General features: G+C 58.7%; 30 protein-coding genes. 10 read left to right on the top strand and 20 right to left on the bottom strand.

Annotated elements, in window-relative coordinates; genetic code table 11:
* Positions 1-4: 4 nt before the first annotated feature.
* Positions 5-445, bottom strand: a complete 441-nt coding sequence (locus tag ACR0AA_RS12210) for a DUF4399 domain-containing protein (protein ID WP_480756147.1) — start codon at positions 443-445, stop codon at positions 5-7.
* Positions 446-674: 229 nt separating this feature from the next.
* Here ACR0AA_RS12210 and ACR0AA_RS12205 point away from each other — a divergent pair, with 229 nt between their 5' ends.
* Entirely contained in the window at positions 675-1,580 is a 906-nt protein-coding gene (locus tag ACR0AA_RS12205) for a LysR family transcriptional regulator (RefSeq protein ID WP_480664989.1), read from the top strand.
* A 75-nt stretch (positions 1,581-1,655) separates the two neighbouring features.
* On the opposite strand, the gene ACR0AA_RS12200 is transcribed toward ACR0AA_RS12205, so the two are convergent.
* The 6 genes from ACR0AA_RS12200 to ACR0AA_RS12175 all read right to left on the bottom strand — a co-directional run bounded on the left by ACR0AA_RS12200 (position 1,656) and on the right by ACR0AA_RS12175 (position 5,976).
* Positions 1,656-2,375: an SDR family NAD(P)-dependent oxidoreductase gene (locus ACR0AA_RS12200; protein ID WP_480664988.1), complete on the bottom strand. Its 720-nt coding sequence runs from the start codon at positions 2,373-2,375 to the stop codon at positions 1,656-1,658.
* Positions 2,376-2,427: 52 nt separating this feature from the next.
* A complete protein-coding gene (locus tag ACR0AA_RS12195; RefSeq protein ID WP_480664987.1) occupies positions 2,428-3,330 on the bottom strand; it encodes an OmpA family protein in 903 nt (300 codons plus the stop codon).
* Positions 3,327-3,899 carry a peroxidase-related enzyme gene (locus tag ACR0AA_RS12190; protein ID WP_480664986.1) on the bottom strand — a complete coding sequence of 191 codons (573 nt, stop codon included), beginning with the start codon at positions 3,897-3,899 and terminating at the stop codon, positions 3,327-3,329. Before ACR0AA_RS12190 ends, ACR0AA_RS12195 begins: the two co-directional genes overlap by 4 nt.
* Complete coding sequence (locus ACR0AA_RS12185) at positions 3,896-4,624, bottom strand: GNAT family N-acetyltransferase (RefSeq protein WP_480664985.1); 729 nt, start codon at positions 4,622-4,624, stop codon at positions 3,896-3,898. The genes ACR0AA_RS12190 and ACR0AA_RS12185 overlap by 4 nt, the downstream gene beginning before the upstream one ends.
* On the bottom strand, positions 4,621-5,343 hold the full coding sequence (locus tag ACR0AA_RS12180) for a competence/damage-inducible protein A (protein ID WP_480756146.1): 723 nt from the start codon (positions 5,341-5,343) through the stop codon (positions 4,621-4,623). The genes ACR0AA_RS12185 and ACR0AA_RS12180 overlap by 4 nt, the downstream gene beginning before the upstream one ends.
* A gap of 69 nt (positions 5,344-5,412) precedes the next feature.
* Positions 5,413-5,976, bottom strand: a complete 564-nt coding sequence (locus ACR0AA_RS12175; protein ID WP_480756145.1) for a TetR/AcrR family transcriptional regulator — start codon at positions 5,974-5,976, stop codon at positions 5,413-5,415.
* A 101-nt stretch (positions 5,977-6,077) separates the two neighbouring features.
* On the opposite strand from ACR0AA_RS12175, the gene ACR0AA_RS12170 reads away from it, so the two are divergent.
* Together ACR0AA_RS12170 and sfsA are read left to right on the top strand one after the other, a co-directional pair.
* Positions 6,078-6,833, top strand: a complete 756-nt coding sequence (locus tag ACR0AA_RS12170) for an SDR family NAD(P)-dependent oxidoreductase (RefSeq protein ID WP_480664982.1) — start codon at positions 6,078-6,080, stop codon at positions 6,831-6,833.
* A 39-nt stretch (positions 6,834-6,872) separates the two neighbouring features.
* Positions 6,873-7,568: a DNA/RNA nuclease SfsA gene (gene sfsA, locus ACR0AA_RS12165; protein ID WP_480664981.1), complete on the top strand. Its 696-nt coding sequence runs from the start codon at positions 6,873-6,875 to the stop codon at positions 7,566-7,568.
* Positions 7,569-7,680: 112 nt separating this feature from the next.
* Here the strand turns inward: sfsA and ACR0AA_RS12160 are convergent, their stop codons facing one another.
* Positions 7,681-9,336: a tetratricopeptide repeat-containing sulfotransferase family protein gene (locus ACR0AA_RS12160; protein WP_480756144.1), complete on the bottom strand. Its 1,656-nt coding sequence runs from the start codon at positions 9,334-9,336 to the stop codon at positions 7,681-7,683.
* A 191-nt stretch (positions 9,337-9,527) separates the two neighbouring features.
* On the opposite strand from ACR0AA_RS12160, the gene map reads away from it, so the two are divergent.
* Positions 9,528-10,340 (top strand): type I methionyl aminopeptidase, encoded by an 813-nt coding sequence (map, locus tag ACR0AA_RS12155; RefSeq protein WP_475200367.1) that lies wholly within the window; start codon positions 9,528-9,530, stop codon positions 10,338-10,340.
* Here map and ACR0AA_RS12150 read toward each other — a convergent pair.
* From ACR0AA_RS12150 to ACR0AA_RS12135, 4 genes are all read right to left on the bottom strand, one after another.
* Positions 10,328-10,507 carry a hypothetical protein gene (locus ACR0AA_RS12150; RefSeq protein WP_480664978.1) on the bottom strand — a complete coding sequence of 60 codons (180 nt, stop codon included), beginning with the start codon at positions 10,505-10,507 and terminating at the stop codon, positions 10,328-10,330. The two genes, map and ACR0AA_RS12150, sit on opposite strands and share 13 nt — an antisense overlap.
* Positions 10,508-10,530: 23 nt before the next feature.
* Positions 10,531-11,166 (bottom strand): HAD family hydrolase, encoded by a 636-nt coding sequence (locus ACR0AA_RS12145; protein ID WP_480664977.1) that lies wholly within the window; start codon positions 11,164-11,166, stop codon positions 10,531-10,533.
* An 86-nt stretch (positions 11,167-11,252) separates the two neighbouring features.
* Complete coding sequence (rsmD, locus tag ACR0AA_RS12140) at positions 11,253-11,813, bottom strand: 16S rRNA (guanine(966)-N(2))-methyltransferase RsmD (RefSeq protein WP_480664976.1); 561 nt, start codon at positions 11,811-11,813, stop codon at positions 11,253-11,255.
* Entirely contained in the window at positions 11,810-13,021 is a 1,212-nt protein-coding gene (locus ACR0AA_RS12135) for an NAD(P)/FAD-dependent oxidoreductase (RefSeq protein ID WP_480664975.1), read from the bottom strand. Before ACR0AA_RS12135 ends, rsmD begins: the two co-directional genes overlap by 4 nt.
* Positions 13,022-13,120: 99 nt before the next feature.
* Between ACR0AA_RS12135 and ACR0AA_RS12130 the strand changes: the two genes are divergently transcribed.
* The 4 genes from ACR0AA_RS12130 (at position 13,121) to ACR0AA_RS12115 (ending at position 14,656) form a co-directional block, all read left to right on the top strand.
* Positions 13,121-13,606 (top strand): redoxin family protein, encoded by a 486-nt coding sequence (locus tag ACR0AA_RS12130; protein WP_480756143.1) that lies wholly within the window; start codon positions 13,121-13,123, stop codon positions 13,604-13,606.
* Positions 13,607-13,708: 102 nt separating this feature from the next.
* The gene (locus ACR0AA_RS12125) at positions 13,709-13,954 is read left to right on the top strand and encodes a glycine zipper 2TM domain-containing protein (RefSeq protein ID WP_239343339.1); all 246 of its coding nucleotides are present in this window, start codon (positions 13,709-13,711) and stop codon (positions 13,952-13,954) included.
* Positions 13,955-13,965: 11 nt separating this feature from the next.
* Positions 13,966-14,313: an EF-hand domain-containing protein gene (locus tag ACR0AA_RS12120; protein ID WP_480664973.1), complete on the top strand. Its 348-nt coding sequence runs from the start codon at positions 13,966-13,968 to the stop codon at positions 14,311-14,313.
* A gap of 34 nt (positions 14,314-14,347) precedes the next feature.
* Positions 14,348-14,656, top strand: a complete 309-nt coding sequence (locus ACR0AA_RS12115) for a hypothetical protein (RefSeq protein WP_480664972.1) — start codon at positions 14,348-14,350, stop codon at positions 14,654-14,656.
* Here the strand turns inward: ACR0AA_RS12115 and ACR0AA_RS12110 are convergent.
* Genes ACR0AA_RS12110 through ACR0AA_RS12095 form a run of 4 tightly spaced genes read right to left on the bottom strand, consistent with a single transcriptional unit; the run spans position 14,653 to position 17,395 of the window.
* Positions 14,653-14,946 carry a 4a-hydroxytetrahydrobiopterin dehydratase gene (locus tag ACR0AA_RS12110; RefSeq protein ID WP_239343345.1) on the bottom strand — a complete coding sequence of 98 codons (294 nt, stop codon included), beginning with the start codon at positions 14,944-14,946 and terminating at the stop codon, positions 14,653-14,655. The two genes, ACR0AA_RS12115 and ACR0AA_RS12110, sit on opposite strands and share 4 nt — an antisense overlap.
* A complete protein-coding gene (locus ACR0AA_RS12105) occupies positions 14,943-16,130 on the bottom strand; it encodes a GNAT family N-acetyltransferase (protein ID WP_480664971.1) in 1,188 nt (395 codons plus the stop codon). Before ACR0AA_RS12105 ends, ACR0AA_RS12110 begins: the two co-directional genes overlap by 4 nt.
* A gap of 45 nt (positions 16,131-16,175) precedes the next feature.
* Complete coding sequence (locus ACR0AA_RS12100) at positions 16,176-16,943, bottom strand: glycerophosphodiester phosphodiesterase family protein (RefSeq protein WP_480664970.1); 768 nt, start codon at positions 16,941-16,943, stop codon at positions 16,176-16,178.
* Positions 16,940-17,395, bottom strand: coding sequence for a RidA family protein (locus ACR0AA_RS12095; RefSeq protein ID WP_480664969.1), 456 nt, complete (start codon positions 17,393-17,395; stop codon positions 16,940-16,942). Before ACR0AA_RS12095 ends, ACR0AA_RS12100 begins: the two co-directional genes overlap by 4 nt.
* A gap of 337 nt (positions 17,396-17,732) precedes the next feature.
* Here ACR0AA_RS12095 and ACR0AA_RS12090 point away from each other — a divergent pair, with 337 nt between their 5' ends.
* Positions 17,733-18,515, top strand: a complete 783-nt coding sequence (locus ACR0AA_RS12090; RefSeq protein WP_480665056.1) for an MlaA family lipoprotein — start codon at positions 17,733-17,735, stop codon at positions 18,513-18,515.
* Positions 18,505-19,119: an MlaC/ttg2D family ABC transporter substrate-binding protein gene (locus tag ACR0AA_RS12085; protein WP_480756142.1), complete on the top strand. Its 615-nt coding sequence runs from the start codon at positions 18,505-18,507 to the stop codon at positions 19,117-19,119. Before ACR0AA_RS12090 ends, ACR0AA_RS12085 begins: the two co-directional genes overlap by 11 nt.
* Positions 19,120-19,176: 57 nt before the next feature.
* Here the strand turns inward: ACR0AA_RS12085 and ACR0AA_RS12080 are convergent, their stop codons facing one another.
* The 4 genes from ACR0AA_RS12080 to ACR0AA_RS12065 are packed head-to-tail and all read right to left on the bottom strand — an operon-like array spanning position 19,177 to position 23,344.
* Complete coding sequence (locus ACR0AA_RS12080; protein WP_480664967.1) at positions 19,177-20,274, bottom strand: ABC transporter ATP-binding protein; 1,098 nt, start codon at positions 20,272-20,274, stop codon at positions 19,177-19,179.
* 3 nt (positions 20,275-20,277) lie between these two features.
* On the bottom strand, positions 20,278-21,177 hold the full coding sequence (locus ACR0AA_RS12075; protein WP_480664966.1) for a carbohydrate ABC transporter permease: 900 nt from the start codon (positions 21,175-21,177) through the stop codon (positions 20,278-20,280).
* Positions 21,170-22,042 carry a carbohydrate ABC transporter permease gene (locus tag ACR0AA_RS12070; protein ID WP_170807033.1) on the bottom strand — a complete coding sequence of 291 codons (873 nt, stop codon included), beginning with the start codon at positions 22,040-22,042 and terminating at the stop codon, positions 21,170-21,172. Before ACR0AA_RS12070 ends, ACR0AA_RS12075 begins: the two co-directional genes overlap by 8 nt.
* Positions 22,043-22,099: 57 nt before the next feature.
* Entirely contained in the window at positions 22,100-23,344 is a 1,245-nt protein-coding gene (locus ACR0AA_RS12065; RefSeq protein ID WP_480664965.1) for an ABC transporter substrate-binding protein, read from the bottom strand.
* Between the last annotated feature and the right edge of the window lie 134 nt (positions 23,345-23,478).

The raw sequence follows: 23,478 nt of genomic DNA, 5'->3' as shown, positions 1-23,478 counted from the left end.
CACCTTATTCCACCGTGATCGTGATCACCTGCGACACGATAGGCGGCGAGTGCGGGACATGGCCTGCATCGCCCAGCACCAGTTGCAGCGTATGATCGCCCGGTGCCAGTTCCAACGTCACCTCAGTCTGACCGCCACCGAAATGCAGATGGTTGTCGTCGGCGGGGAGACCATAGGCCAGCTCATCCACTCCGTCCTCACCCTCACCCAGTGGCGGGCGGTCAACCAGAAGGTGGTGGTGACCGGTATTCTCGGCCTCGGTTCCGGCAGGTGCCACGCCCATACCGCTAAGCCCAAAGACCACGGTTACCGGTGACGACACGGTGTCACCGTCCGACAGATTTGCAAAATAGACCCTCGCATCCGGGTTCGAGGGCGTTTCCCCCCCGGCCATTGCAAGGGATGCGGACAGGCAGAGGGCTGCGATGGTGAAAATGGCTTTCATGTTCTCCTCCGTGGACACAAATTTGCCATTCTCATGTTAACATATTCCGCCAACTTCGCCTAAAATCCTTGAGTTACAGGCTTTGTGGCCATCTCGGAAACCATCGTTTCCGCGTTTCCCATCTGCAAACGATCCGATTTAAATCCCTGATATTATCCAATGTCTGCCTAGTTTCCGCCCAGATTGGAGGCCACAGTTAGCCAAAGAACAGAATTCCTGGGGTACTAGAATGGATCGACTGACCGAAATGGAAGCCTTTGCCAATGTGGTGGACCAGGGTGGCTTTACCGACGCGGCAAAAAAAATGGGCATCTCCAAATCGGCCGTGTCAAAGCATGTTTCCAGCCTTGAGGCCCGATTGGGCGCACGGCTGCTGAACCGAACGACCCGGCGTGTCTCACCGACCGAGATTGGTCTGGCCTATTATGACCGCGCGCGCCGCGTGCTGAATGACGCAGGTGAGGCCGATGCGCTTGTCACTTCGATGCAGTCCGCCCCCTCGGGTCTGCTTCGGATCAGCGTGGCCACGGATTTCGGCGTGAATCACCTGTCGCCGGTCTTGTCCGAGTTTCTTGCGGCCTATCCGGATATCACCGTGAACATGGTTCTGAACAACCGCTATGTGGAACTGATTTCCGAAGGCTTCGACGTGGCCGTGCGGATTGGTGAACTGGAAGACAGCACCCTGCGCGCGCGCAAGCTAACGGAAACCGTCAAGCGGATGGTTGCGGCACCCAGCTATATCGAGAAATTCGGACGCCCGCAGAAAATCGACGATCTGAACGAACACAAGCTGCTGCATTACTCCAGCCAGTCGTCCGGTAACGTGTGGAAACTGACCGCGCCGTCCGGCGAGAAACGGCAGGTGCGCACCGCCGGCTGGCTGAGCGTCAATGACGGCCAGTCGCTGTTGAACGCAGCCATTTCCGGGTTGGGGATCGCATATCTTCCCAGCTATCTGTATGCCGACGCACTGAAATCCGGCGCGGTTTTGGACGCGATGCCATCGCTGCCCGATGAGGTTCAGGGCGTCTACGCCGTTTACCCACCCGGGCGCTTTACGCAGCCCAAGGTTCGGGCTTTCATAGATTTTCTTGTCGATGCCTTTCACGAGAAAGGTCCGATGGACTGGTGAATTTACCTCGGTGACCTAGAACGGCCCGCGCCAAACTGCGCGGGTCTTTTTTTGTGACCGATATGCCGGACACGTTCAGAACCGTTCGACCCATGGGCGCAGGGTCAGCTCATCGCTCCAGGTCGAGCGGTTCTGATGGATCAGATGCATATATTCCCGTGCGATGGCGTCGGGGTCCAGCATACTGTCGGGGTTGTCTTCGGCCTCGATCCGTTCGGGACGCGATGCGTTGCGAATTCCGCCATCGATATTGATCCATGCGACATGAACGCCCTTGGGATGAAGCTCGCGCGCCATGGATTGCGCCAAACCACGCTGGGCGAATTTGCCCATGGCAAAGGGGGCCGACATCGGAAACCCTTTGACCCCTGCCGACGCACCGGTGAACAGGATGGTGCCGCGGCGGTTATCCCGCATCTCTTGCGCCAACATCCGGCGGGCAGCGGCCTGCCCCAACAGGAATGCTCCGTGGGCGGTCACTTCGACCGCCTTACGCACGGTTTCCGGATCAAGTTCGGTAATCGGCCCCCGCTGTCGTGCGGAAGGGTTGTAGCAGGCGACGCGCAACTCACCCGGCAGCCCGGCAACCAGTGCGGCCACGGCTTCGGCGTTAGTGCCGTCCACCTGATGCAGCTCTGCCCCGGTCTCGGCCGCCAATTGGCCCAGATCCGAAATATTGCGCGCGGCCAAATGCAGGCTGAACCCATCCTTTGCCAATACCCGCGCAAATGAGGCCGACAACCCGGCCCCCGCTCCAATGATCAATGCCTGAGGGGCGTGGGTCTGATCCGGCATGGGGGACTCCTGTGTTTGTAGTCAGATCTTAAGCTGATCTAAGGTGCAGAAGTCAGTTTACCAACAAAACAGCCTCGACACGGCGGTTCAGGTCGCGACCCTCTGGTGTAGCATTCGAGGTCAGAGGGGCAAGATACCCGATCCCCCGGGCCTCGACCCGATCCGCCGCGACCCCATGTTTTTCGATCAACCGAACGCGCACAGCCTGTGCCCGGCCTGTGCTGACCGAGATATTGGCCTCCAGCGCGCCGGTGTCATCCGTGTGACCCACAAGCGCCAAACGGGTATCGGGGTTTTTGGCCAGGAAGTCCGCAATCAATTCCAGCGAAGAGAATGGCCCCTCGCCCAAAGTGATCTCTCCGGTGCGGAAATGCAGGTCATCCAGAATCACATGGCCGTTCTGTTCAAGACCGGCGAGCAAGCCACCCGACGGATTGACCGTTTCTTCGATCACCAGTGGCGGCGGGGCCGTTACCCCGACCGGAGTCACCCGGATCATCTGCACATATCCGTCGGGTGGATTTCGGCTGACCAACAGGCTGACCACGGCGTCCCCCTTGGCGGCGGACAAAAAACGATAATCCTGAATGGCAACGTACATATCCGGTGTGGGCACCACCTCGGTGCCAAAGCGGAAGTCGAAACCACCGCAAACACTGGCCTGGCAATCGAGCAGGATTTCATACCCCTGAGCGGCAATCTGATCGCGCAACGGGGCCAGTATCTGCAGCGTCGTGCTGGACCCGGATTGAAGGCGCCACGTGAACCGCTCCACCTTCCCCTCAACCTCGCGCGCGGGAACGGCACCGTCGGCAAAGGGACCGATCGGCAGTTCGTAACTGTCCAATGCGCTTGTGCGGTCGCTGACAAGCCGCGCCCCGGAAGGCATGGTCAGGTTCTGCGCGGCACCCTGACCGGCCAGCAACAAAAGACAAAGGGCAGCGGTTCGGATCATCGGGCCTGTGCGTGGTATTCGTCGTTCGGCGCCATCGCCGTCGCGCTGGCCACCCGGTTCGACATGTTGAAAAAGCCGGTGACATTGGCGATGTCCCAAATATCCCGGTCGCTGAAACCCACATCCCGCAGGCGCTGGCGGTCGGGCTCTTCGATCTCGGTACTGGCCGTGGTCATCTTCGCGGCAAAGTCCAGCATGGCGCGCTGACGGTCGCCCAATGGGGCCACGCGGTAATTCATCACCAGCATCTCGCCCAGTTGCGGGTTACCCGACAATTGCCGGACAGCCGCCCCGTGGGCCACCAGGCAGTAAAAGCACTTGTTGATCGCCGAGACGACCACTGCAATCATTTCGCGCTCCAGCTTGGACAACCCGCTGTCACCAAGCATCAGGTCATTATACGTGGCCGTGAATGCGTTCAGTTTGTCGATGTTGAAGGCATACGCCTTCAGAACATTGGGTACAAAACCCAGTTTCTCGACACAGATATCAAAGTACTTCTGCGTCTCGGGCGGCAGCGGGTCCACCATCGGCAGGTCCAGTGCGGTGGGCAGGGTTTGGTCGGTCACAGCGAGCTATCTCCTTGGACAAGCTGACGATAATGGTATTCCCCGGTGATCGCCATCCCGAGCGCGCTGTAGAGACCATTTGCCCCGTCATTGGCTTTGGTACAGATCACGCTCAGCGTTTCCGCGCCGTTATCCCGTGCCCAGAACGCCGCCGCCCGCATGGCCCATTGGCCAAGCCCCTGACGGCGATGTGCCGGTAGAATCTCCAGCGCGTGCACCATCGCAACCTTGTCATGAATTGCGACGAACCCTGCTCCGGCTGGCTGATCGGATCGGCGCAGCAAGATCCCCGTTTTCGGCCCTTGAGCACGCTCCATCACGGCCAGCCGTTCCGGCCCAATACCGCCCTGCGCCCAAATCTCGTTCATGATGGCCAGCGGGCTCCAAATCGTGAAGGCCGTGACCCGGGGGATCGGTTTATCGGTCAGGTGTTGCACCGGACATTCGTAAATGTTGACCGGGTCCAGAATGTCATAGCCACGATCTGCAAGCTGTTGGTCCAGCGTTTCGTCGTCGGGACGAAGGCAGAATATGGCCCGCTGGCCCAAGCCGCGCATCGCCTCTTCTGCAGCCTTGACCTCGCCGTTGGTTGCTGGTCCTAGGGCGCTGGCCGCAGAAACGCGCGAGCCGCCACCCAACCCCTGCCGCAGGCGGAACGGACCCAGCGTGTCATATCGGGCCGCTGGCCAGGTCCCGTCGACGATGTCGGGCCAGTTCGGACTCAAAGCTTCAGCTCTTTCGCCAACCGGGTTGTGGCCGCGTCGACCTTTGAACCGTCCGTCCCCCGAACCACAACGTTTGAGCCAAAAACGCCGTTCACCTGGAACGGGTAGCTGCCGATGGCAAGTTCGGGGAAATCATCCGCGAGAGCGGAGAGGATCGATGCAATATCCCCCTCACCCCTGTTGACCCGCAGCGTTTGCGACAACAGAGGATCGCCGCCGGTTAGGCCCGGCAGAACGCTCGCGACCATTGCCTGAAAGATCATCGGGATCCCCGCCATCACATGCACATTTCCCAGCGTGAATCCCGGCGCGGTCGAGACCGGATTGTCGATCAGGTCCGCACCATCCGGAATCCGTGCCATACGCAGACGCGCAGCATTAAGTTCCAGCCCCGAGTTCTCATAGTGCCGCTCCAGCAGCGCCCGCGCATCGGCCCTGACGTCGATTGACGCACCGAAAGCCCGGGCAATGCAATCCGCCGTTATGTCGTCATGAGTCGGGCCAATACCTCCACTGGTGAAGACGTGATCGCAACAGCCCGAAAGCGCCCGAACGGCTTGTTCAATTGCAGTGGCATCGTCGCTGACCATCCGGACTTCTTTCAGGTCGATCCCGTGCTTGGTCAGTTCCTGCGCCAGGTAATGCATATTTGCATCCCGGGTGCGGCCCGACAGGATTTCATCCCCGATCACAAGCATCGCTGCGGTTGGGTTCGGCATGACCTGTCCTTTCCTGCTATGGCACAGGCCGCAAGATATCGTTCCTGCCGGGCCTCGCAAGGCCGTTTGTCAATCGCGCAGGGCTTCGGTGGGCAAATCTTCCGTCACGCGATGGAACAGGTCCATATCGTTCATCGATCGCGCCAGGATCATCGCGCCTTCCAGCCGGGCAATGGTTTCACCTGCCCGCGCCTGAGGGTTGGCGGCACCAGCCGCCCGGAACACCGTTTCCAGCCACACCAGATTGCGTTCAAAGAACTCACGCGTACGCCTGGCCACAGGGTCTGGCAGCCTAGCGATTTCAGCACCGAACATTCCACACAGGCACATCAGATCCTGTTCAATCAATGCCCGTCTGTAAGCCGCTACATATTGCTCTAGTGATTCCAATGGTGTCGCTTCATCCAACCTACCCAACGCACCCAGAAACTGATCCGTGTACCGGGTCACCAGCGCTTCGCCCAACGCTTCTTTGGTTGGAAAGTGATAGTGAATGCTGGCGGACTTTATGCCGATTTCCGCGGCGATATCGCGGAAACTAAAGGCATAATATCCACCCTGCCGCGCCATACGCTCGGCCACGTCCAAAATTCGGTTTGCGGTTTCCGACAGTGGTTTTTCTGTTTTGGCCATAAACGCTCAGGGTCCATTTTTCTACCTATCATTAGATAGGGGGTTGAACTGGCATTTGCCAGCCCAATATATCTACCTATCAGTAGATAGGGAATCTGATCATGACACAGCCAACAACACTTATCATCGGTGGATCCAGCGGAATGGGTCTGGCTACGGCACGCCAGATCGTAGCAGGCGGAGGGCACGTGACGCTGGTCGGCTCGTCCACCGACAAGCTGGAAGCCGCAAAGGCGGAACTGGGGGCAGCCGCAGGCACGCACCGCGCAAACCTGCGTGACATGGCGGACGTCGACGCGTTGATTGCCCAGATCAAATCGACCAAAGACCACATCCATGGACTGGTCAATGCGGCCGGGACATTTGCGCCAAAACCGTTTTTGGAACATACCGGAAAGGACTATGACCGCTACATGGACCTGAACCGCGCGACCTTTTTCATAACGCAAGCGGCAGCCGAAAACATGAAGGCCAATGGTGGCGGCAGCATCGTGAACATAGGCTCTATGTGGGCGAAACAGGCGGTTCGAGCCACGCCCTCTTCGGCATATTCCATGGCCAAAGCGGGGCTTCATTCGTTGACCCAGCACCTTGCGATGGAGCTGGCAGAGTACGGCATCCGCGTGAATGCGGTTTCTCCGGCCGTGGTGGTGACTCCCATCTATGGCGCTTTCATCGATCCGGGCAAGATCGAAGAAACCCTGACCGAAGCATTCGACGCGTTCCATCCGATCGGCCGCGTTGGCCGTCCCGAGGATGTTGCGCATACGGTTACGCATCTTCTGTCTGACGAAACCGCGTGGGTCACCGGCGCGATCTGGGACGTGGACGGTGGCGTGATGGCAGGCCTCGTCTGACACTTCCCTTGCGGACGCGCGCGCGATAATCCGGGTGGCATGAAATTTGCCACCCCACTAATCCCCGCCCGCCTGATCCGACGCTACAAACGCTTTCTGGCTGATTGCCAGCTGGAAGACGGACGCGAGGTGACCGCCCATTGTGCCAATCCGGGCTCAATGATGGGCCTGGCCGAACCCGGCGAGAAAATCTGGCTTGAACCCAATGACGATCCGAAGAAAAAGCTGAAATACGGCTGGCGGCTGGTCGATCATGAAAATGGACATTTCACCGGTGTCGACACCTCGGTCCCAAACAAAGCCCTGCGTGCATCGCTGGAGGCACGAGAAATTCCCGAGCTTGCCGCCTATGAAACCGTCCGCCCCGAGGTGAAGTACGGCGAGAACAGCCGTATCGACTTTCTGCTGACCCAACCCGGCCTGCCGGACGCCTATGTCGAGGTCAAAAGCGTCACCTTGTCCCGCGAACCCGGACTGGCAGAGTTCCCCGACAGCGTCACAGCGCGAGGCACCAAGCATCTGGGCGAGTTGGCCGCGATGGCGGCGCAGAGCCACCGGGCAATCATGCTGTATCTGGTGCAGCGCACCGACTGCGACCGGCTGGCGCTGGCCGTGGATATCGACCCGACCTACGCGGCGGCATTTGAGGATGCGCAGGCCAAGGGTGTCGAACGGTTGGTCTATGACACTCGAATTTCACCGGAGGGGGTCTGGGTCGGAACGCGATTGCAGTAAGGGCGAGTCGCCAGGCATTTGGATGCGCCCTTTACAGATCGCAATCAAACACACGGAGTAGAACACCCGCTGACTTGGGTCTCACCCGTGCCGCGATTTGCCTCAAGTGAGCTTAAGGCTGGCCCCCAGAAACCTCTGGCCACAAATTCAAATCCAATCCTTTCACAAATGGCTCCAACTGATCCGCTACGGCCTGCCACCCACCAATTGAAGATGTGTTCACCGCCTGTCGCGCCTGCAAGTTACTGGCCGTTTTAATCGCGTTTCCGGACTTTTCCGGGGACACTATAGCGTCTTCGAAGGGCAGATCGCAGACCTGCGCCAGCTCCTCAGCGGTGAACCGCAAATTGTTGACCAGAGTTTCATAGCGAATGTCGTGAACGCGGTTGGGCAGAACATCACGCCAGTGGTGCATGTAGCGTTGATACCGGTTCGCCTCGGCCGCCATCCATTTCAAGTCATGAGTGAAATACAGCCCTCCTGCACCGAATTGCGCGCGCCACATCGAAAGGGCGATGTCTCTGGGATCGCGCTCGACATTCAGGATGACGGCATTGGGGAAAGCCTGCGCCATCAAACCGACATAGGCATAGTTACCCGGTGCCTTGTCGACAAATGCCGTGATGCCTTCGCCAAGCTCAGGCAGGCTCTGAAAGTAGAAATCCGACAGCGCCTGAGCATCGCTCCAGTTTGATGGCACTGTTTTCCTGGCCCAGTGATGGACAGTCGGCAGCTCACCCAGACCCTGCACATCTGTGTGTGACGACAATATGCGCTCGACCAATGTTGTGCCTGACCGGGGCAGACCAATGACAAATATGGGGCGCGGCAGGTCTGAGCGCAGGGCGGCCTTAACCGGCAGAGGTGCCGACAATATGGCGCGGCACTGCTGTGCGTTGCGATCTTCCCACCCGTCGAACCCCTTGCGCGTGAGTTTATGCGCCTGGTTCAAATGCTGCATCTCTTGCGGGATATCCTTTTCAGATTTCGCAAGACTTGCCGCCGCAAAATGAAGCATGGCTGCTGCTTCGCGATTTGCCGGTTCAGCCGCGATCAGCTTCGCTGTACGCGCTTTCAGCGCCTTTTTTTCCTGATCCGACAGGTTGGGAAGCGACGCCATGAATTGCAGGGTTTCGGCATTATCCGGATCCAGCTCCATCGCGGCGCGACCGTGGGTCAGCGCATGATCCAGCTGCCCCAACCCGACATGCGCCTTGGCCAAACGCAACTGCCCATATTGGAACTTTGGATTCTGATTGGATAGCGCGGTCAAAACGTCAAGCGCGTGGTCCCAGTGCTGCATTTCGTCCAGAATATCCGCCTTTAGACAATAGGCTTGCAGATTTTCGGGCTGATGCTCCAAGACTTGCTCGATGGCGGCCAGCGCCTCAGCAGCACGATGCCCGCGCAGCGCGGCCAGCGCCCGGATCAGATGCTGGCCTGGGGCCAAGGGACCCTTTGCCTCGATTATGTCGATAAACCGCAAGGCGGCCTCAGACTCGCCACCCTGAACAAGACTCAGGCCGTAGTTCTGGATCAGATCCGGGTTGCCCGGTTCGAGGCGCCAGGCGCGTTCGAAAAACGTCTGAGCGAGCTTGAACTTCTGTTGCTGCACGGCGCAAAGGCCCGCCAGCCGGGGCAAGGCCGCAGCCTTCGGCCACTTTTTCGCGGCCTTGGTTGCCCTTTTGAATGCCCGCTCGTACTTGCCGGACTGAAGCAGTTCCGCAATGCCGGAAATTTCGGCTTTCAACTGGTCAGCTTTTTGCATTGCCTGCCTCCCTTTTTTCTTAATCAACCGAATAAAATCTGTCTTGTGCTAGTTCATTCTACCTTGCGGGTCCACCTGAGATATGCGGCCTGCAAATACAGATATGGCAACCGCGACCCAACACCCTCTGGTACTTTCTGCGCAAGCAGCGTAAAAGGAGTGCTGCGCGAAACATTTGGAGCTTAGCGTCGATGAAAGAACATCGTGGCCGCCTGACCAAGGACGGCATCCGCATCTATGAACAGGGTGACTTTGCCGGCATGCACGCGGCAGGGGCCTTGGCCGCGCGGATACTCGACGATATTGCAGAGCATGTCTTTCCCGGCCAGACCACCGGCGCGATTGACGGCCTCATCACGCAGATGGTCGAAGATGCAGGCGCGACATCAGCGACGATTGGCTACAAGGGCTATCAGCACGCCAGTTGCATCAGTGTGAATCACGTGGTCTGCCACGGCATTCCCGGCGACAAGCGCCTGAAGGACGGCGATATCCTGAATATCGACGTCACGGTCATCGTCGACGGCTGGTTCGGCGATACTTCGCGCATGTATGTGGCGGGCAAACTGCCCCGCAAGGCCGAGCGCCTGATCCAGGTGACCCATGATGCGCTGTTCAAGGGAATCGAAGCGGTCAAGCCGGGCAACACCTTCGGCGATATCGGCCACGCAATTCAGGCCTATGTCGAAGCGCACCGGATGAGCGTTGTGCGCGACTTCTGTGGACACGGCCTTGGCCGGGTCTTCCACGCGCCGCCGAACGTACTGCATTACGGCCGCCCCGGTACCGGCGCGGTGCTGGAAGAGGGCATGTTCTTCACCATCGAACCGATGGTGAATCTGGGCCGTCCCGAGACCAAGACACTCGCCGATGACTGGACTGCCGTGACCCGCGACAAGTCGCTGTCGGCACAGTTTGAACACTCGGTCGGTGTGACTGCAGATGGTGTTGAGATCTTCACTCTGTCGCCGGGCGACAAGTTCCACCCGACCTATTCGTCCTGATCGGCGACCTGTTCGCGCAGGAGTTTCAGCAGAAGTGTCTCTGACCCCCACGGTGTGATTGCATCGTGGATGAAAACCGGCGCGCGCATTGGCTTAGGTTCAGGGCCCGTGCGGGCTTCGGCGTCGTTCGAAGGTGTCCAGAGAGGTGAGGTCAAAGCGCGGTCCATGGGCCGAGCTTACCATGGTCGGGTCAAATTCCCAAAAGGGCCGGAACCTCGGCCATATCGGAAAAGACCTCGGCCCCGAGATCCGCCAGTTTTTTACCGTCTCCAAGAGGCACATAGGCCAGACAGCGCATTTTGGCGCGGATTGCTGCGGTAACACCGCTGGCGCTGTCTTCGATCACGACCGGCGATTTGGCCCCGAAGTGGCGCGCCGCGGTCTGGAACATGGTTGGATCGGGCTTGCCAACACCCACGGTATAGGCAGAGAACATCGCGCCCCGGAACCGGTCCCACAAATCGTTCTGGCCCAGCGTGATCTGCATTTTCTCAATGTGCCCGTTCGAAGCCACGCAGTACGGAGTACCTTTTGCCTCCAAATAGATCAGCAATTCACGCACACCCGGAACAAGAGGTACACCAGCGCGCAAACGGGCGTAGGTTTCCAGGTACACCTCGTCGATCCATGCATCGGGCAAATTTGCACCCATCTCTCGGGCAATTTCCTGAGCCTTGGCCATGGTCGTTCCGACGAAAAGCACCATACACTCATCCATCGTCAGAGGCAGGCCGTAGCCCGCAAGGCTTTCAATCATCACCTGATTAGACAACGGCTCACTGTCGACCAGAACGCCGTCGCAATCGAAAATCACCAGATCGTGCATAGGCACCTCAGCCTGTTTTTGCTTTGCGTATCCGAGGGGGAACGCATTGACAAATTTCCGGCAAGCGTCAATTCGCGCACCCTGTTTCAGTCTGAAACACTGTTCCACATCAATGAGATATGTGTGTCGCCAAACTTTCGGGTATCTTGCATCGTAAAGCCGTTGGGCGCGACCATAGGTGCATTCTCTTCCCACACGACCAACGCGTCGTCAGCTATCCATCCGCCTTCGACTGCTTTGGTCAGGGCCTTTTGACCCAGAGACTTTCCGTAGGGTGGATCCAGAAAAATCAGATCATAGGCCGCGTTTGTGTTGTCGCCCAAGCGCGTTGCGTCCCGACGGATTAGGTCCGTGCGGTCAGCGCTGCGCGTCAGATCAATGTTCTTGCGGATCAACCCCTGCGCGACACGGCCGTCGTCGACAAAGGTGACATGCGCCGCACCGCGCGACAGGGCCTCAAGCCCCAGCGCTCCGGTTCCTGCGAACAGGTCCAGCACGCGCAGTCCGTCAAAGTCGATCTGGTGAGACAAAACGTTGAACAGGCTCTCGCGGACCCGGTCCGTTGTGGGGCGCAGATGCGCCCCGGCATCGCCTTTGCCGACCGAGGCCAGAGCACGGCCCCGGAACTCTCCGGCGATGATCCTCACGCTTTGAGCAACGGTTTCAGGTCCGCTCCTGGGTCCGCCACCATCGCGGGATCAGCGGTCTTACCTGCCTCGATCAGGCGCTTGCCGATCATGTAGGCGCGCGGATCGTTCATCGCATCAACGGCGATCAACTGGTCACCCTTATAGTACCAGTAGGACACCGTTTGCCCCTCACCCTTGCGGGTAACAACGCGGTCATACCCGGTGTTTAGACCCGCAATTTGAAGTTTGACGTCATATTGATCCGACCAGAACCACGGCGTCGCGACATAGTCCTTAGCCGCACCCAGCATGTTCTGCGCAACGATCTCGGCCTGGTCGATGGCATTTGGCACGCTCTCCAAACGGATACGGCCACCGTTATGCGGGAACGAGGCACAATCGCCTGCGGCCCAGATCGACGGGTCCGAGGTGCGGCCATGGGCGTCTGTCTTGATCCCATTGTCCAGCTCCAGCCCGGCCATCTCGGCCAGCTGAGTCGATGGGGCAATGCCTACGCCAACCACGACAAAATCGACCTCAAGCTCGGTGCCGTCGGTCAGGACGGCACCGGTGACTATGCCGTCTTTGCCCACCAGACGATCCAGCCCGACCCCTTCGCGGATATCTGCACCGTATTCGGTGTGCAAAGCGCGGAAGTAATCGCTGGTTTCCGGCGCTGCGACCCGCTGCAGGATGCGATCGGCCATCTCGACCAAAGTGACCTTGACGCCACGCTTGGCGCAAACGGCAGCCGCCTCAAGACCAATGTAACCACCGCCGACGATCAGGGCACGGGCGCCCTCTTTCACGCGTGGCTCCATCTCGTCAATGTGGGTCAGATCGCGCACGACATGGACACCTTCGAGATCACCACCGATGGCCGCTGGCAGATACCGCGGGTCGGACCCGGTGGTCAGGGCAAGCTCATCGTAGGAAATGACTTCATCGCCCACGGTCACAGTCTTTGCTGTTGGATCAATCGCGGTCACGCGCTGGCCCAGGCGCAGAGTGATGTTGTTGTCGGTATAAAAGCTCTCGGGACGCAGGAACAGACGCTCAAGCTCCATCTCACCCAGCAGATAGGCCTTGGACAGCGGCGGGCGCTGATAAGGCAGATGCGGCTCGGCCCCGATCAATGTGATGTCGCCTTCAAACCCGTCCTTGCGCAGCCGCGCAACAAGCGAAGATCCCGCCTGCCCGGCTCCGATCACAACAATTTGGCTCATCTTCTTCCTGCCCTGTCAAATACCCGTGGTTTCATTCACCCGCTCACCTATATTGCGGCTGAGCCCGACTCTGCAAATCCAATCGACAGGAGGAACAAGATGATTTCAACAGGTGATATGCTTCCCGACGCAACGTTGACTCAAATGGGAGCGGAAGGCCCCGAAGAGGTTCGGATTTCAGACAAGACCAAAGGCCGCAAAGTCGTGATCTTCGCCGTGCCCGGTGCGTTCACGCCCACGTGCCATTCGGCCCATGTACCCAGCTTCATGCGCACCAAGGAACAGTTCGACGCCAAGGGCGTGGATGAGATCATCTGCGTCTCAGTCAACGACCCCTTTGTGATGGGCGCGTGGGGCGAAGCAACGGGCGCGACCGGTGCAGGCCTGACCATGCTGGCCGATGCCGCATCCGAATTCACCAAGGCCATTGGCATGGATTTCGACGCCCCACCCGTGGGCTTGATCGCCCGGTCGAAACGCTATGCGATGCTGGTAGAAGACGGCAAGGTCACAGCTCTGAACCTGGAAGAAAACCCCGGTGCCTGCGAGACATCGGCGGGCGAAGGTCTGCTGGAGGCTATCTGAGGCAATTGGCCCCGGAGCGGCCGGGGCCTTTTGAAACCTATTTAACTTGATGCAACCCCCTGATGGGCCGATACTTGCCCCATTAAATCAGGGAGTTCGTTGATGAAACTGAAAGTAATCACACTTGTTCTGGGTTCAGCGGGCGCATTGGCCGCTTGCGGTCCGGCCCCAACGCCCCAGCAACAACAGGCACGTCAGCATGAAATTGCCTGCCTCAGCGGCACGTTAGGTGGTGCGCTTGTCGGCGGCGTCATTGGCAATCAGTTCGGCGGCGGTTCGGGCCGGGATATCCTGACCGCAGCAGGTGCCGTGGCGGGCGGCGCCTCGGGCCAGCGTTACGCGTGCTAAGGAGATTTGCGATGAAATTAGGTGTTTTGACCGCAACAGTCGTTGTGTTGGCCAGCGCAGTTTCCGCGGAAACCGCTGCGGAACTGCACGAAAAGCAACTTAACGCCATTGATGCGAACAATGACGGTTTCCTGTCCAAGGATGAGTTCAACGCGTTTTCGGACTATGCCTTTCAGGAAATGGACGAAGACAAGAACGGCACACTCGGGCTGGAAGAGGCCAAGCCGTTTCTGGACATAAAGCAGTTCCAAAACATTGACCGCAACAACGATGACGTTATTTCTCGGCCAGAGTATGACGCGCAAATGAATGCTGACTTCTCATCAGCCGATCAGGACGGAAACGGCCAGCTGGATTGAACTCAGCGCCAGGCGGTACAGACAGGAGCGTAGAATGAAAAAGTGGTTTACCCTCGGCATTCTTGGTTTTCTTGCCGCCTGTGACGCACCCCAGGCGCCTGTGGTGACCGGGCCGGACGGACAGGCCCGGATTCAAATCAACACGTCGGGCCTGACCTGCTATGACACCCGCTGTCTGGACATCAATCCATCAGCGCGCAGTGTTCGATCCATAGGCAATCGAACGACCCGCATCCCAGGCAACATCGACGTCAGTAGCGGCACGCTCACACCCGCCGAATTCCGCCGTCTTGGGGAAATCGCCGCCCTGGCAGGGGGAATGGGGTCCAGAGGGGACCGTTAAACGAGACTGTCCATCTTGCGCGCAAGCTTGGCGTCCTGTGCCGACAGGCCTCCGACATCATGGGTCGACAGAACCACCTCAACCGTGCGGTAAACGTTTGACCATTCTGGGTGGTGGTTCCATTTCTCGGCAAAGATCGCCACTTGAGTCATCCAGCCAAATGCGTGGACAAAATCCTCGAAAATAAAGGTTTTGGTCAACGCGTCCCGGTCCTTGACCATGGTCCAGCCGTTCTTGAACAGCGGGTCCAGAAGGGGGCCGCGAGTCTCGGTCGACAGTAATTCCGTCATTGCTGTTCCTCCGGGTTCGATTTTCTGAACGGACCGTAATCCGTCAGAATCTCGATCTCTTCTCCCACTGCGTGAGCCTCGGCGTCCAGATATTTCTTGATCGCATCAGCAAAGCCCGGGTCGCTGACCCAATGCAAGCTATGCGTGCGCGTGGGCAGATAACCGCGCGCAAGCTTGTGTTCGCCCTGCGCACCAGCCTCGACCCGTGCCAAACCTTCCGCAATGGCAAAGTCGATCGCCCTATAATAACACAGTTCGAAATGCAGGCAGGCATGATGTTCGATACAGCCCCAGTATCGGCCGTAGAGCGTTTCACGCCCAATGAAGTTAAGCGCACCGGCAATGGGGTATCCGTCCCCTTCCGCCAGCACCAACGCCATGTCGTCGGCCATGGTTTCATGGGCAATATTAAAGAATTGGCGGGTCAGATAAGGCATCCCCCACTTACGGGACCCAGTATCCTGATAGAACTGCCAGAAGGCGTCCCAATGTTCCGGGCGCAGGTCTGCCCCCGTCAGCGTTCGGATTTCGCCACCAAATCCGTTGGCCTGCGCGCGTTCCTTGCGGATGTTCTTGCGCTTGCGCGAAGATAGTGCCGCGAGAAACCGGTCAAAATCAGCGTAATCATCGTTCAGCCAGTGAAACTGCTGCGAATGGCGCAGCATCAGACCCATTTGTTCCCCGGCCAGCGCCTCTTCTTCGGTGCAGAAAGTCGCGTGGATCGATGACACCTGATTATCGGCAGCCAGTTGTACGGCACCTTGCACCAGCGCCGATAGTCCGATCGCGTCATAGCCGGGCCGCACCAGAAACCGGCGACCTGTCGCGGGCGTGAACGGCACCGCGATTTGCAGCTTAGGATAATAGCGCCCACCCGCGTTCTCGTAAGCATGCGCCCAGTTGTGGTCAAAGATGTACTCGCCCTGACTGTGGGACTTTGCGTACATCGGGGCTGCCGCGATCAGCATACCGTCCAGGTAGGCCGTCAGGTATTGCGGCTGCCAACCGGTGCCGCGCCCGACGGAACCGCTGTTTTCCAGCGCGAACAGAAACCGATGGGTCGTGAAGGGGTCCAACGGACGGCCACCATCGGCAACCTCCGGGCAGGCGCAACTATCCCACTCTGCCGCAGGTATCTGCGACAAAGAGCCCAGTACCCGAACCTCGATCTGCGCCTGATCCATGTGCCCTCCGCGTCTGATCTTTATCTGTGACGACGTGGGGTGGGATCAACCCGGATGCGCGGCGAGATACCCTTCGAAGGTCACATTATCGGCAACCTCGCGGGCCTTTGCCTCTTGTTCGGGCGACCGCACCGTCCAGCACAGGATCGGTACGCCACGCGCCTTCAGCTCGGCGACGCGGGAGCGGTCCAGGTCTTCCACCTCATGGCTGATGAAGCTGGCTCCAACGCGATCGAAATCCGGGATGTCACGCAGGTGGTCACAGACGCTCTGAGGCAGCAGCTCGACCTTGGGCTGGTAAGATCCCGTTACGATGCCACGTGGCAAATGCGGGGCCAGCCGCGCCAGTTCGGCCACCGAATTGGGATTGAACGACATCAAAGCCACCGGCCCGTCGTAACCCCGCAACGCGCGCACCGCATCCTGCTCCAGCGGGCCGACTGATGTGCCCATGGCACCGTCCTGATCCTTGAATTCGATCAACAGCGGGGCTTTGCCCGACACGATGTCCAGCACCTCATCCAGCGTTGGGATGCCGTCATCCGCATGCAGCAGTGCCGTGTCCGAAGCCTGAGCAGACGTAATCTGCTGGATCGGTCCAGGCTGCCCGGTCAGGCGTTTCATGTCATAGTCATGAAACACCATCGCCCGGTTGTCCGAGGTCCGTTGCAGATCAATCTCGATCCCATATCCCGCCTCAACAGCGGCACGAATGGCCGCCCGGCTGTTTTCCGGGCGGTTGTCCTCTTTGTCGTGCAGCGCGCGATGCGCCAGCGGGACTTGAAGGAAGACTTCAGGCAGCGAAGGCGTCATTGAACTTCGAAAATGCCTTCGATCTCGACTGCAACCCCCAAAGGCAACGCCGCCGCACTGACAGCCGACCGCGAGTGGCGCCCCGCATCGCCCAGCGCTTCGACCAGAAAGTCCGAAGCCCCGTTAATCACTTGCGGTTGCGCGGTGAAATCGGCGGTCGAGTTCACAAAACCGGTCAGCTTGATCACGCGCACCAGCTTTTCGATGTCACCACCGCAGGCTGCTTTGACCTGCGCCAGCAGGTTGATGGCGCAAACTTTGGCCGCTGCGGCGCCTGCCTCGACCTCCATGTCGTCGCCCAGTTTACCGGTGATCAGGTCATCATCCTTCGAGATCTGGCCCGAAACATAGACGATGTTTCCGACGCGCACGAACGGCACATAGTTTGCAGCCGGCGCAGGTGCGTCCGGCAGGGTGACGCCCAGGCTTTCCAGTTTCGCCGCGATGCTCATGAAGTTTCCTCCCAAATTTGAGTCGGGGCGAAGCTAACCGGGAAGGCCGGGATCGGAAAGTGAGAAAACAGCGATGTGACCCGCACGAAACGTGGGCGTAACTTTTCTTATTCCGAACTGTTGAACTTGTGTCACTTTACCTCGGCCCATCGGGCGGGTTAAACGCTATCTGTTTCATATTGGTTGCGAAACGCCTATGTGACATCGGATTGGGCCGGTCGAAACGGCCACAGGCAGTATTGATTGAGAGTTCGGGCAATGTGCTTCCGAACGGTTTGGAGTGGCAAAGACCGTGTTGAGCAGAATCAGCCGAAAGTCCCTGGTCGTCCTGTCCCTGATGGCAGTCCTCAGCGCTTGCACGACGCGACCTCCTGAAGGGGCGCCGCAGAGCGAAGTGTTTGATCCGTACGAAAGAAACAACCGGGGCATCCACAAGTTCAACCTTGGTGTCGACCGGTTTCTGTTCCGTCCGGCGTCGAAAGGGTACGTGAAAATCGTCCCCGACCCGATGGTGACCAGCTTCAACCACTTTGCAGAGAACCTGACAATGCCCGGCCAGGCTTTGGACTACCTGTTGCAGGGCAATATCAAGCAATCGGGCAACGCGCTGCTGCGGTTTGTGATCAACACCACTGTGGGCGGCGCGGGTCTGTCCGATCCAGCCAGCGAACTGAATCTTCCGCCCGTGGACACCGATTTCGGGGAAACCCTTCACGTCTGGGGCGTGGGTGAGGGCGCTTATGTCGAGCTGCCCCTCTATGGCCCGTCCACCCAGCGCGATTCAATTGGCGTTATCGTCAACCTCTTCTCGAATCCGATCAACTTCTCTCCTGTCCGGCCTGTCGACAACATCGGCGTTTATGCCGAGGTCGTGCGCCGGATGGGCGATCGGGGGCGTTTCTCGGACACGGTCGACTCGATCTTGTATGAAAGCGCAGACAGTTACGCGCAGGCACGCACCATCTACCTACAAAATCGCCGCTTTGAACTGGCGAGGGACGATGAAGAAGCCTATCTGGGTCTGTATGATGACCCTTATGCAGACACCGGGACCGACCCTGTCAGGGACCCCTACCTTGACCCCTACGAGGACCCATATGAGGACCCATATGCCGAGTAATCATTTGAACCGTCGCGGCTTTGTAGCCTCCGGCCTTGCCGGTTTGGCACTGACCGCCCTGCCCCTTTCCGCCTTTGCCCAAACCGAAGCCAGCGCCAAGGCACTGGTTGTCAGCGTCGTGGACGACATCAACCGTGTCATTGCCTCGGGCAAATCCGAAAAAGCCATGATCCGCGATTTCGAAAAAATCTTCGTGCAATATGCAGATGTTCCGATCATGGCGCGCTATGTGCTGGGGGCGGATGCCCGCTCGGCCAGCCCATCGCAGCTGAAACAATTCACCAAAGCGTTTCAGGGCTATATCTCGACCAAATACGGCCGTCGTTTCCGCGAATTCATAGGCGGTCAGGTGACCGTGCGCAATGCCCGCAAGATCAAGGCAGGCTATGAGGTGCGCACCTCGGTCAAGCTACAGGGCTCGTCACCGTTCGAGGTGACCTTCCTTGTGTCGGACAAATCGGGCCGTGACAAGTTCTTCAATATGTTCATCGAAGGTGTGAATATGCTGCTGACCGAACGGACCGAAATCGGGGCGATGCTGGATGCAAGGGGCGGAGACCTGAACCGTCTGATTAAGGACATGAACCAGAACAAGGTCGGCTAACCTGGTTTTCAGTTTGAAAAAGCGCCGCGCGATCGGGTTCGCGCGGCGCTTTTTTTGTTAGTTTAAGCGCTCACCGGTTTCCTTGGCAAAGTACGACACCTTGCTCATGTCGAAGGCCAGGTTCAGCATCTTGCCCGCCTGTGCGCTGGTTTCCGCGTGCAGACGCGCAGTGACCTGCTTGCCGCCCAGTTCCGACACGACGTAGGTATCGGCCCCTGCGGGTTCTACCATATCGACAAGGCACTCGGCCTCCTGCACGCCTGCGCCAGCGCGGAAACCCGCCTCGGCGATATCTTCGGGGCGCAGGCCCAGGATGACATCCTGTGGCAACGACAGATCGCGCGCGTCGGTCAGAACCAGCGTCTCACCCGAGGGGCGCGAGATGGTAATATTTGTGCCTGCACCGTTCTTTGTGGCTTTGGCAGGTATCAGGTTCATCGCAGGCGAGCCCATGAAGTCGGCCACGAACAGGTTGGCCGGGTTGTTGTAGATCTCGGCCGGGCTGCCGATCTGCTGCACGATGCCGCCTTTTAGCACCACAATCTTGGTGGCCAGCGTCATCGCCTCGATCTGGTCATGGGTGACGTAGACAATCGAGGCATCCAGCGTCTGGTGCAGCTTCTTGATCTCGGTCCGCATCTCGACCCGCAGCTTGGCGTCGAGGTTCGACAGCGGCTCGTCAAACAGGAACAGCTTGGGATCGCGCACCAACGCCCGGCCCATCGCCACCCGCTGCCGCTGACCACCCGAAAGCTGGCTGGGGCGGCGGTTCAAAAGTTGCTCAATCTGCAGCAGCGAGGCCACATCTTTCAGCTTGGCGTCCTGCGTCGCCTGATCGACCCCGCGCACCTTCATGCCGAAGGTGATGTTCTTGGCGACCGACATGGTGGGGTACAAAGCGTATGACTGGAACACCATCGCGATGTCACGATCCTTGGGGCTGACATGGGTCATGTCCTTGCCGCCAATGGCCAGTGTCCCACCGGTGATAGGCTCAAGCCCGGCGATGCAGTTCAGCAGGGTGGATTTACCGCAACCCGAGGGGCCGACCAGCACCAGGAAATCGCCCGGTTCGATCGAGATGTTGATGTCCTTCAGAATCTCGGTCGCGCCGTAATTCTTGTAGAGATTGTTGATATCGAGGATGGGAGCCATGGGTTATCCCTTCACGGAACCAGCGGTCAGACCGCGGATGAAATACTTACCGGCAACGACATAGACGAGCAGCGTCGGCAGCCCCGCGATGATCGCGGCAGCCATGTCGACGTTGTACTCTTTGACGCCGGTGGTGGAGTTTACGATGTTGTTGAGCGCAACGGTCACAGGCTGCGTTCCCGCCTGACTGAAGGACACACCGAACAGGAAGTCATTCCAGATCTGTGTGAATTGCCAGATTACAGTCACCACAATGATGGGCAGCGACAGCGGCAGGAAGATCGACCAGAAAATCCGCAGGAACCCGGCCCCATCGACGCGGGCAGCCTTGGTCAGCTCGGACGGAATGGTGACATAGTAGTTGCGGAAAAACAGCGTGGTGAAACCCAGTCCGTAGATCACGTGGACAAAGATCAGGCCCGGAATGGTTCCGGCAATCCCCATCATACCCAGCAGACGCGCCATCGGCAGCAGGACAACCTGAAACGGGATGAAGCAGCCGAACAGCATCAGTGAGAAGATGATGTTGGCACCTTTGAACCGCCACTGCGCCACGACATAGCCATTCAGCGCGCCCAACAGCGTCGAGATGGCCACCGCAGGCACCGCGATCAGGACCGAGTTCCAGAAGTAGGGCCGCAGGCCTTCACACTGGATGCCAGTACAAGCGCCGGACCAGGCAGTTTTCCAGGCATCGAAGCTGACTTCGCGTGGTAGCGAGATCAGGGACCCGGTGCGAATTTCCTCAAGGCTTTTCAGCGATGTGGTCAACATCACGAAAAGCGGCATCAGGTAATACAGCGCAAACAGGCCCAGCAGGACATAGAGCAGCCAACGTAGGGCAATCTTGCCAGAGGCGCTTTGCGTGCGGGTTTGGGTTTGGGGCATCGACAGATCAGTCATTTTTCGCCCTCAGCTCTGAGTAAAGATAGGGAACCACGATCGCAAAGACGACAAGCATCATGATCATCGCAGACGAAGCCGCCTGACCGATATCGCCGCGCGAAAACGCCATGGCGTACATATATGTGGCCGGAAGGTCAGTCGCGTAGCCCGGACCACCACCCGTTAGGGCGATGACAAGGTCAAAGCTCTTGATCGCAAGGTGGGCCAGCACGATAAAGGCGGACAGGAAGATCGGGGCCATCGAAGGGATGATGATTGCCGTGTAGATGCGCCATGTCGGAATACCATCGACCTGAGCGGCCTTGATGATCTCTCCATCGACTGACCGCAGGCCGGCCAGGAACAACGCCATGACAAAGCCCGAGCTCTGCCAGATTGCGGCAATCACGATGGTGTAGATCGCGTAATCCGGGTTCACCAGCCAGTCGAATTCGAAATTCGGAAAGCCCCAGCCCTGCACCATGGCCTCAATTCCCAGACCCGGGTTTAGAATCCACTTCCACGCAGTACCGGTCACGATCATCGACAGCGCCATCGGGTACAGGTAAATGGTGCGGATCGCGCCTTCGACACGGATCTTCTGATCCAGCAGGATAGCCAGCAGCAGGCCCAGCACCATCGCGATCACGATGAACAGCGCGCCAAAAATATACAGGTTATTGATTGCCGTGTCCCAGCGGGGAGAATCAAACAGACGTTCATACTGGATGAAGCCCTTGATCTCGTATTTCGGCAGTAGTTTCGATCGGGTCAGCGACACCCATGCGGTCCATCCGATAAAGCCGTAGACAAAGATCAATACGGCGATGAACGACGGTGCCAGCACCACCTTGGGCAGGTGGTTTTCCAGCCATTCGGACATTTTAGCCTCCGGGGAAAGATGCTCTGCCCCTCACTATTGGGGGCAGAGCGTATTGGATCAGTAGCTGTTTGCCACTGCGTCCGCCAGTTGCTGAACCGCGTCAGCCGAGGACATATCCGAGTTGAAATGCGCGGTCACAACGTCGGTGATCGCACCGGCCTGCGACCCGCGCAGCGCCATACCATGAGCGTACGACGGCAGCAGCGAACCGCCAGCCGAGGTCGTGCCCATGTCTTCGGCCGAGATTTTGGCGCAGATGTCAAAAGCATCCAGTGCGACGTCAGTCCGCGCAGGGATCGAGCCCTTGTTCAGGTTGAACACTTCCTGGAAGTTCGGTGCGACGATCAGCTTGGCCAGCAATTCCTGACCGGCGCGGTTGTCGTCACCTTCGACTTCGAACATTGCAAAACTGTCAACGTTGTACAGATATCCGTCGCCGGGGGTCGAGGCGCACAGGAAATCTTCGCCGGGCTTTTTGCCAGCTGCCAGGAATTCACCTTTGGCCCAGTCGCCCATGATCTGGAATGCCGCTTCGCCGTTCATCACCATGGCAGTGGCCAGGTTCCAGTCGCGGCCCGAGAAGTTCTCATCGACATATCCGCGCATGGTACGCATCTGGTCAAAGACCTGTACCATTGTATCCGATGTCAGCGCCTCGGGGTCCAGATCGACCAGTGCTTTCTGGTAAAACTCTGGCCCGCCAATGCCCATGACAACCGCTTCGAACACCGTTGCGTCCTGCCAGGCCTGACCACCGTGGGCCAGAGGGATCACACCAGCAGCTTGCAGTTTTTCAGCTGCTGCATTGAATTCTTCCCAAGTGGCGGGCATTTCGATACCGTTTGCTGCCAGAACATCGGCATTCGCCCAGATCCAGTCGATGCGGTGCACGTTTACAGGTGCGGCACACCACGTGCCTTCGCACATCATGTGACCGGCGATCGATGCGGGCAGGACATCCGCCCAGCCTTCGGCCTCGGCCACATTCGAGATATCGGCCAGAACGCCTTCTTCGTACCATTCCTGAATGGCGGGGCCTTTCAGCTGAACGGCGGTCGGCGCGTTACCGGCCAGAACGCGGGCACGCAGTGCGGTCATAGCCGCATCACCGCCGCCACCCGCAACGGGCATGTCGGTCCAGGTACCGCCATTCGAGGCGAACTCTTCCTGCAGAACGGCGACCGACTTGGCCTCACCGCCCGATGTCCACCAATGCAGAACCTCAGCCTGCGGTTCCGCCACAACGGACGACCCGGCCACAACGGCCAGAGTCGAAACGGTGGCAAATGCAAAACGCTTCATTTCTTGTCTCCTCCCTGAGAACTCAGTGACTGCCAAAGCAGCGATGGCGCTATTACCGAGATCAAATGCCCTTCTGACAACGTAGAAATCGCGTTAAGACGCGGATACCGCCCAAATTTTCACCACTTCTGTTA

This window comes from Ruegeria sp. CE8 (assembly GCF_056537465.1).
This window is presented reverse-complemented; position numbering and strand designations above follow the sequence as displayed.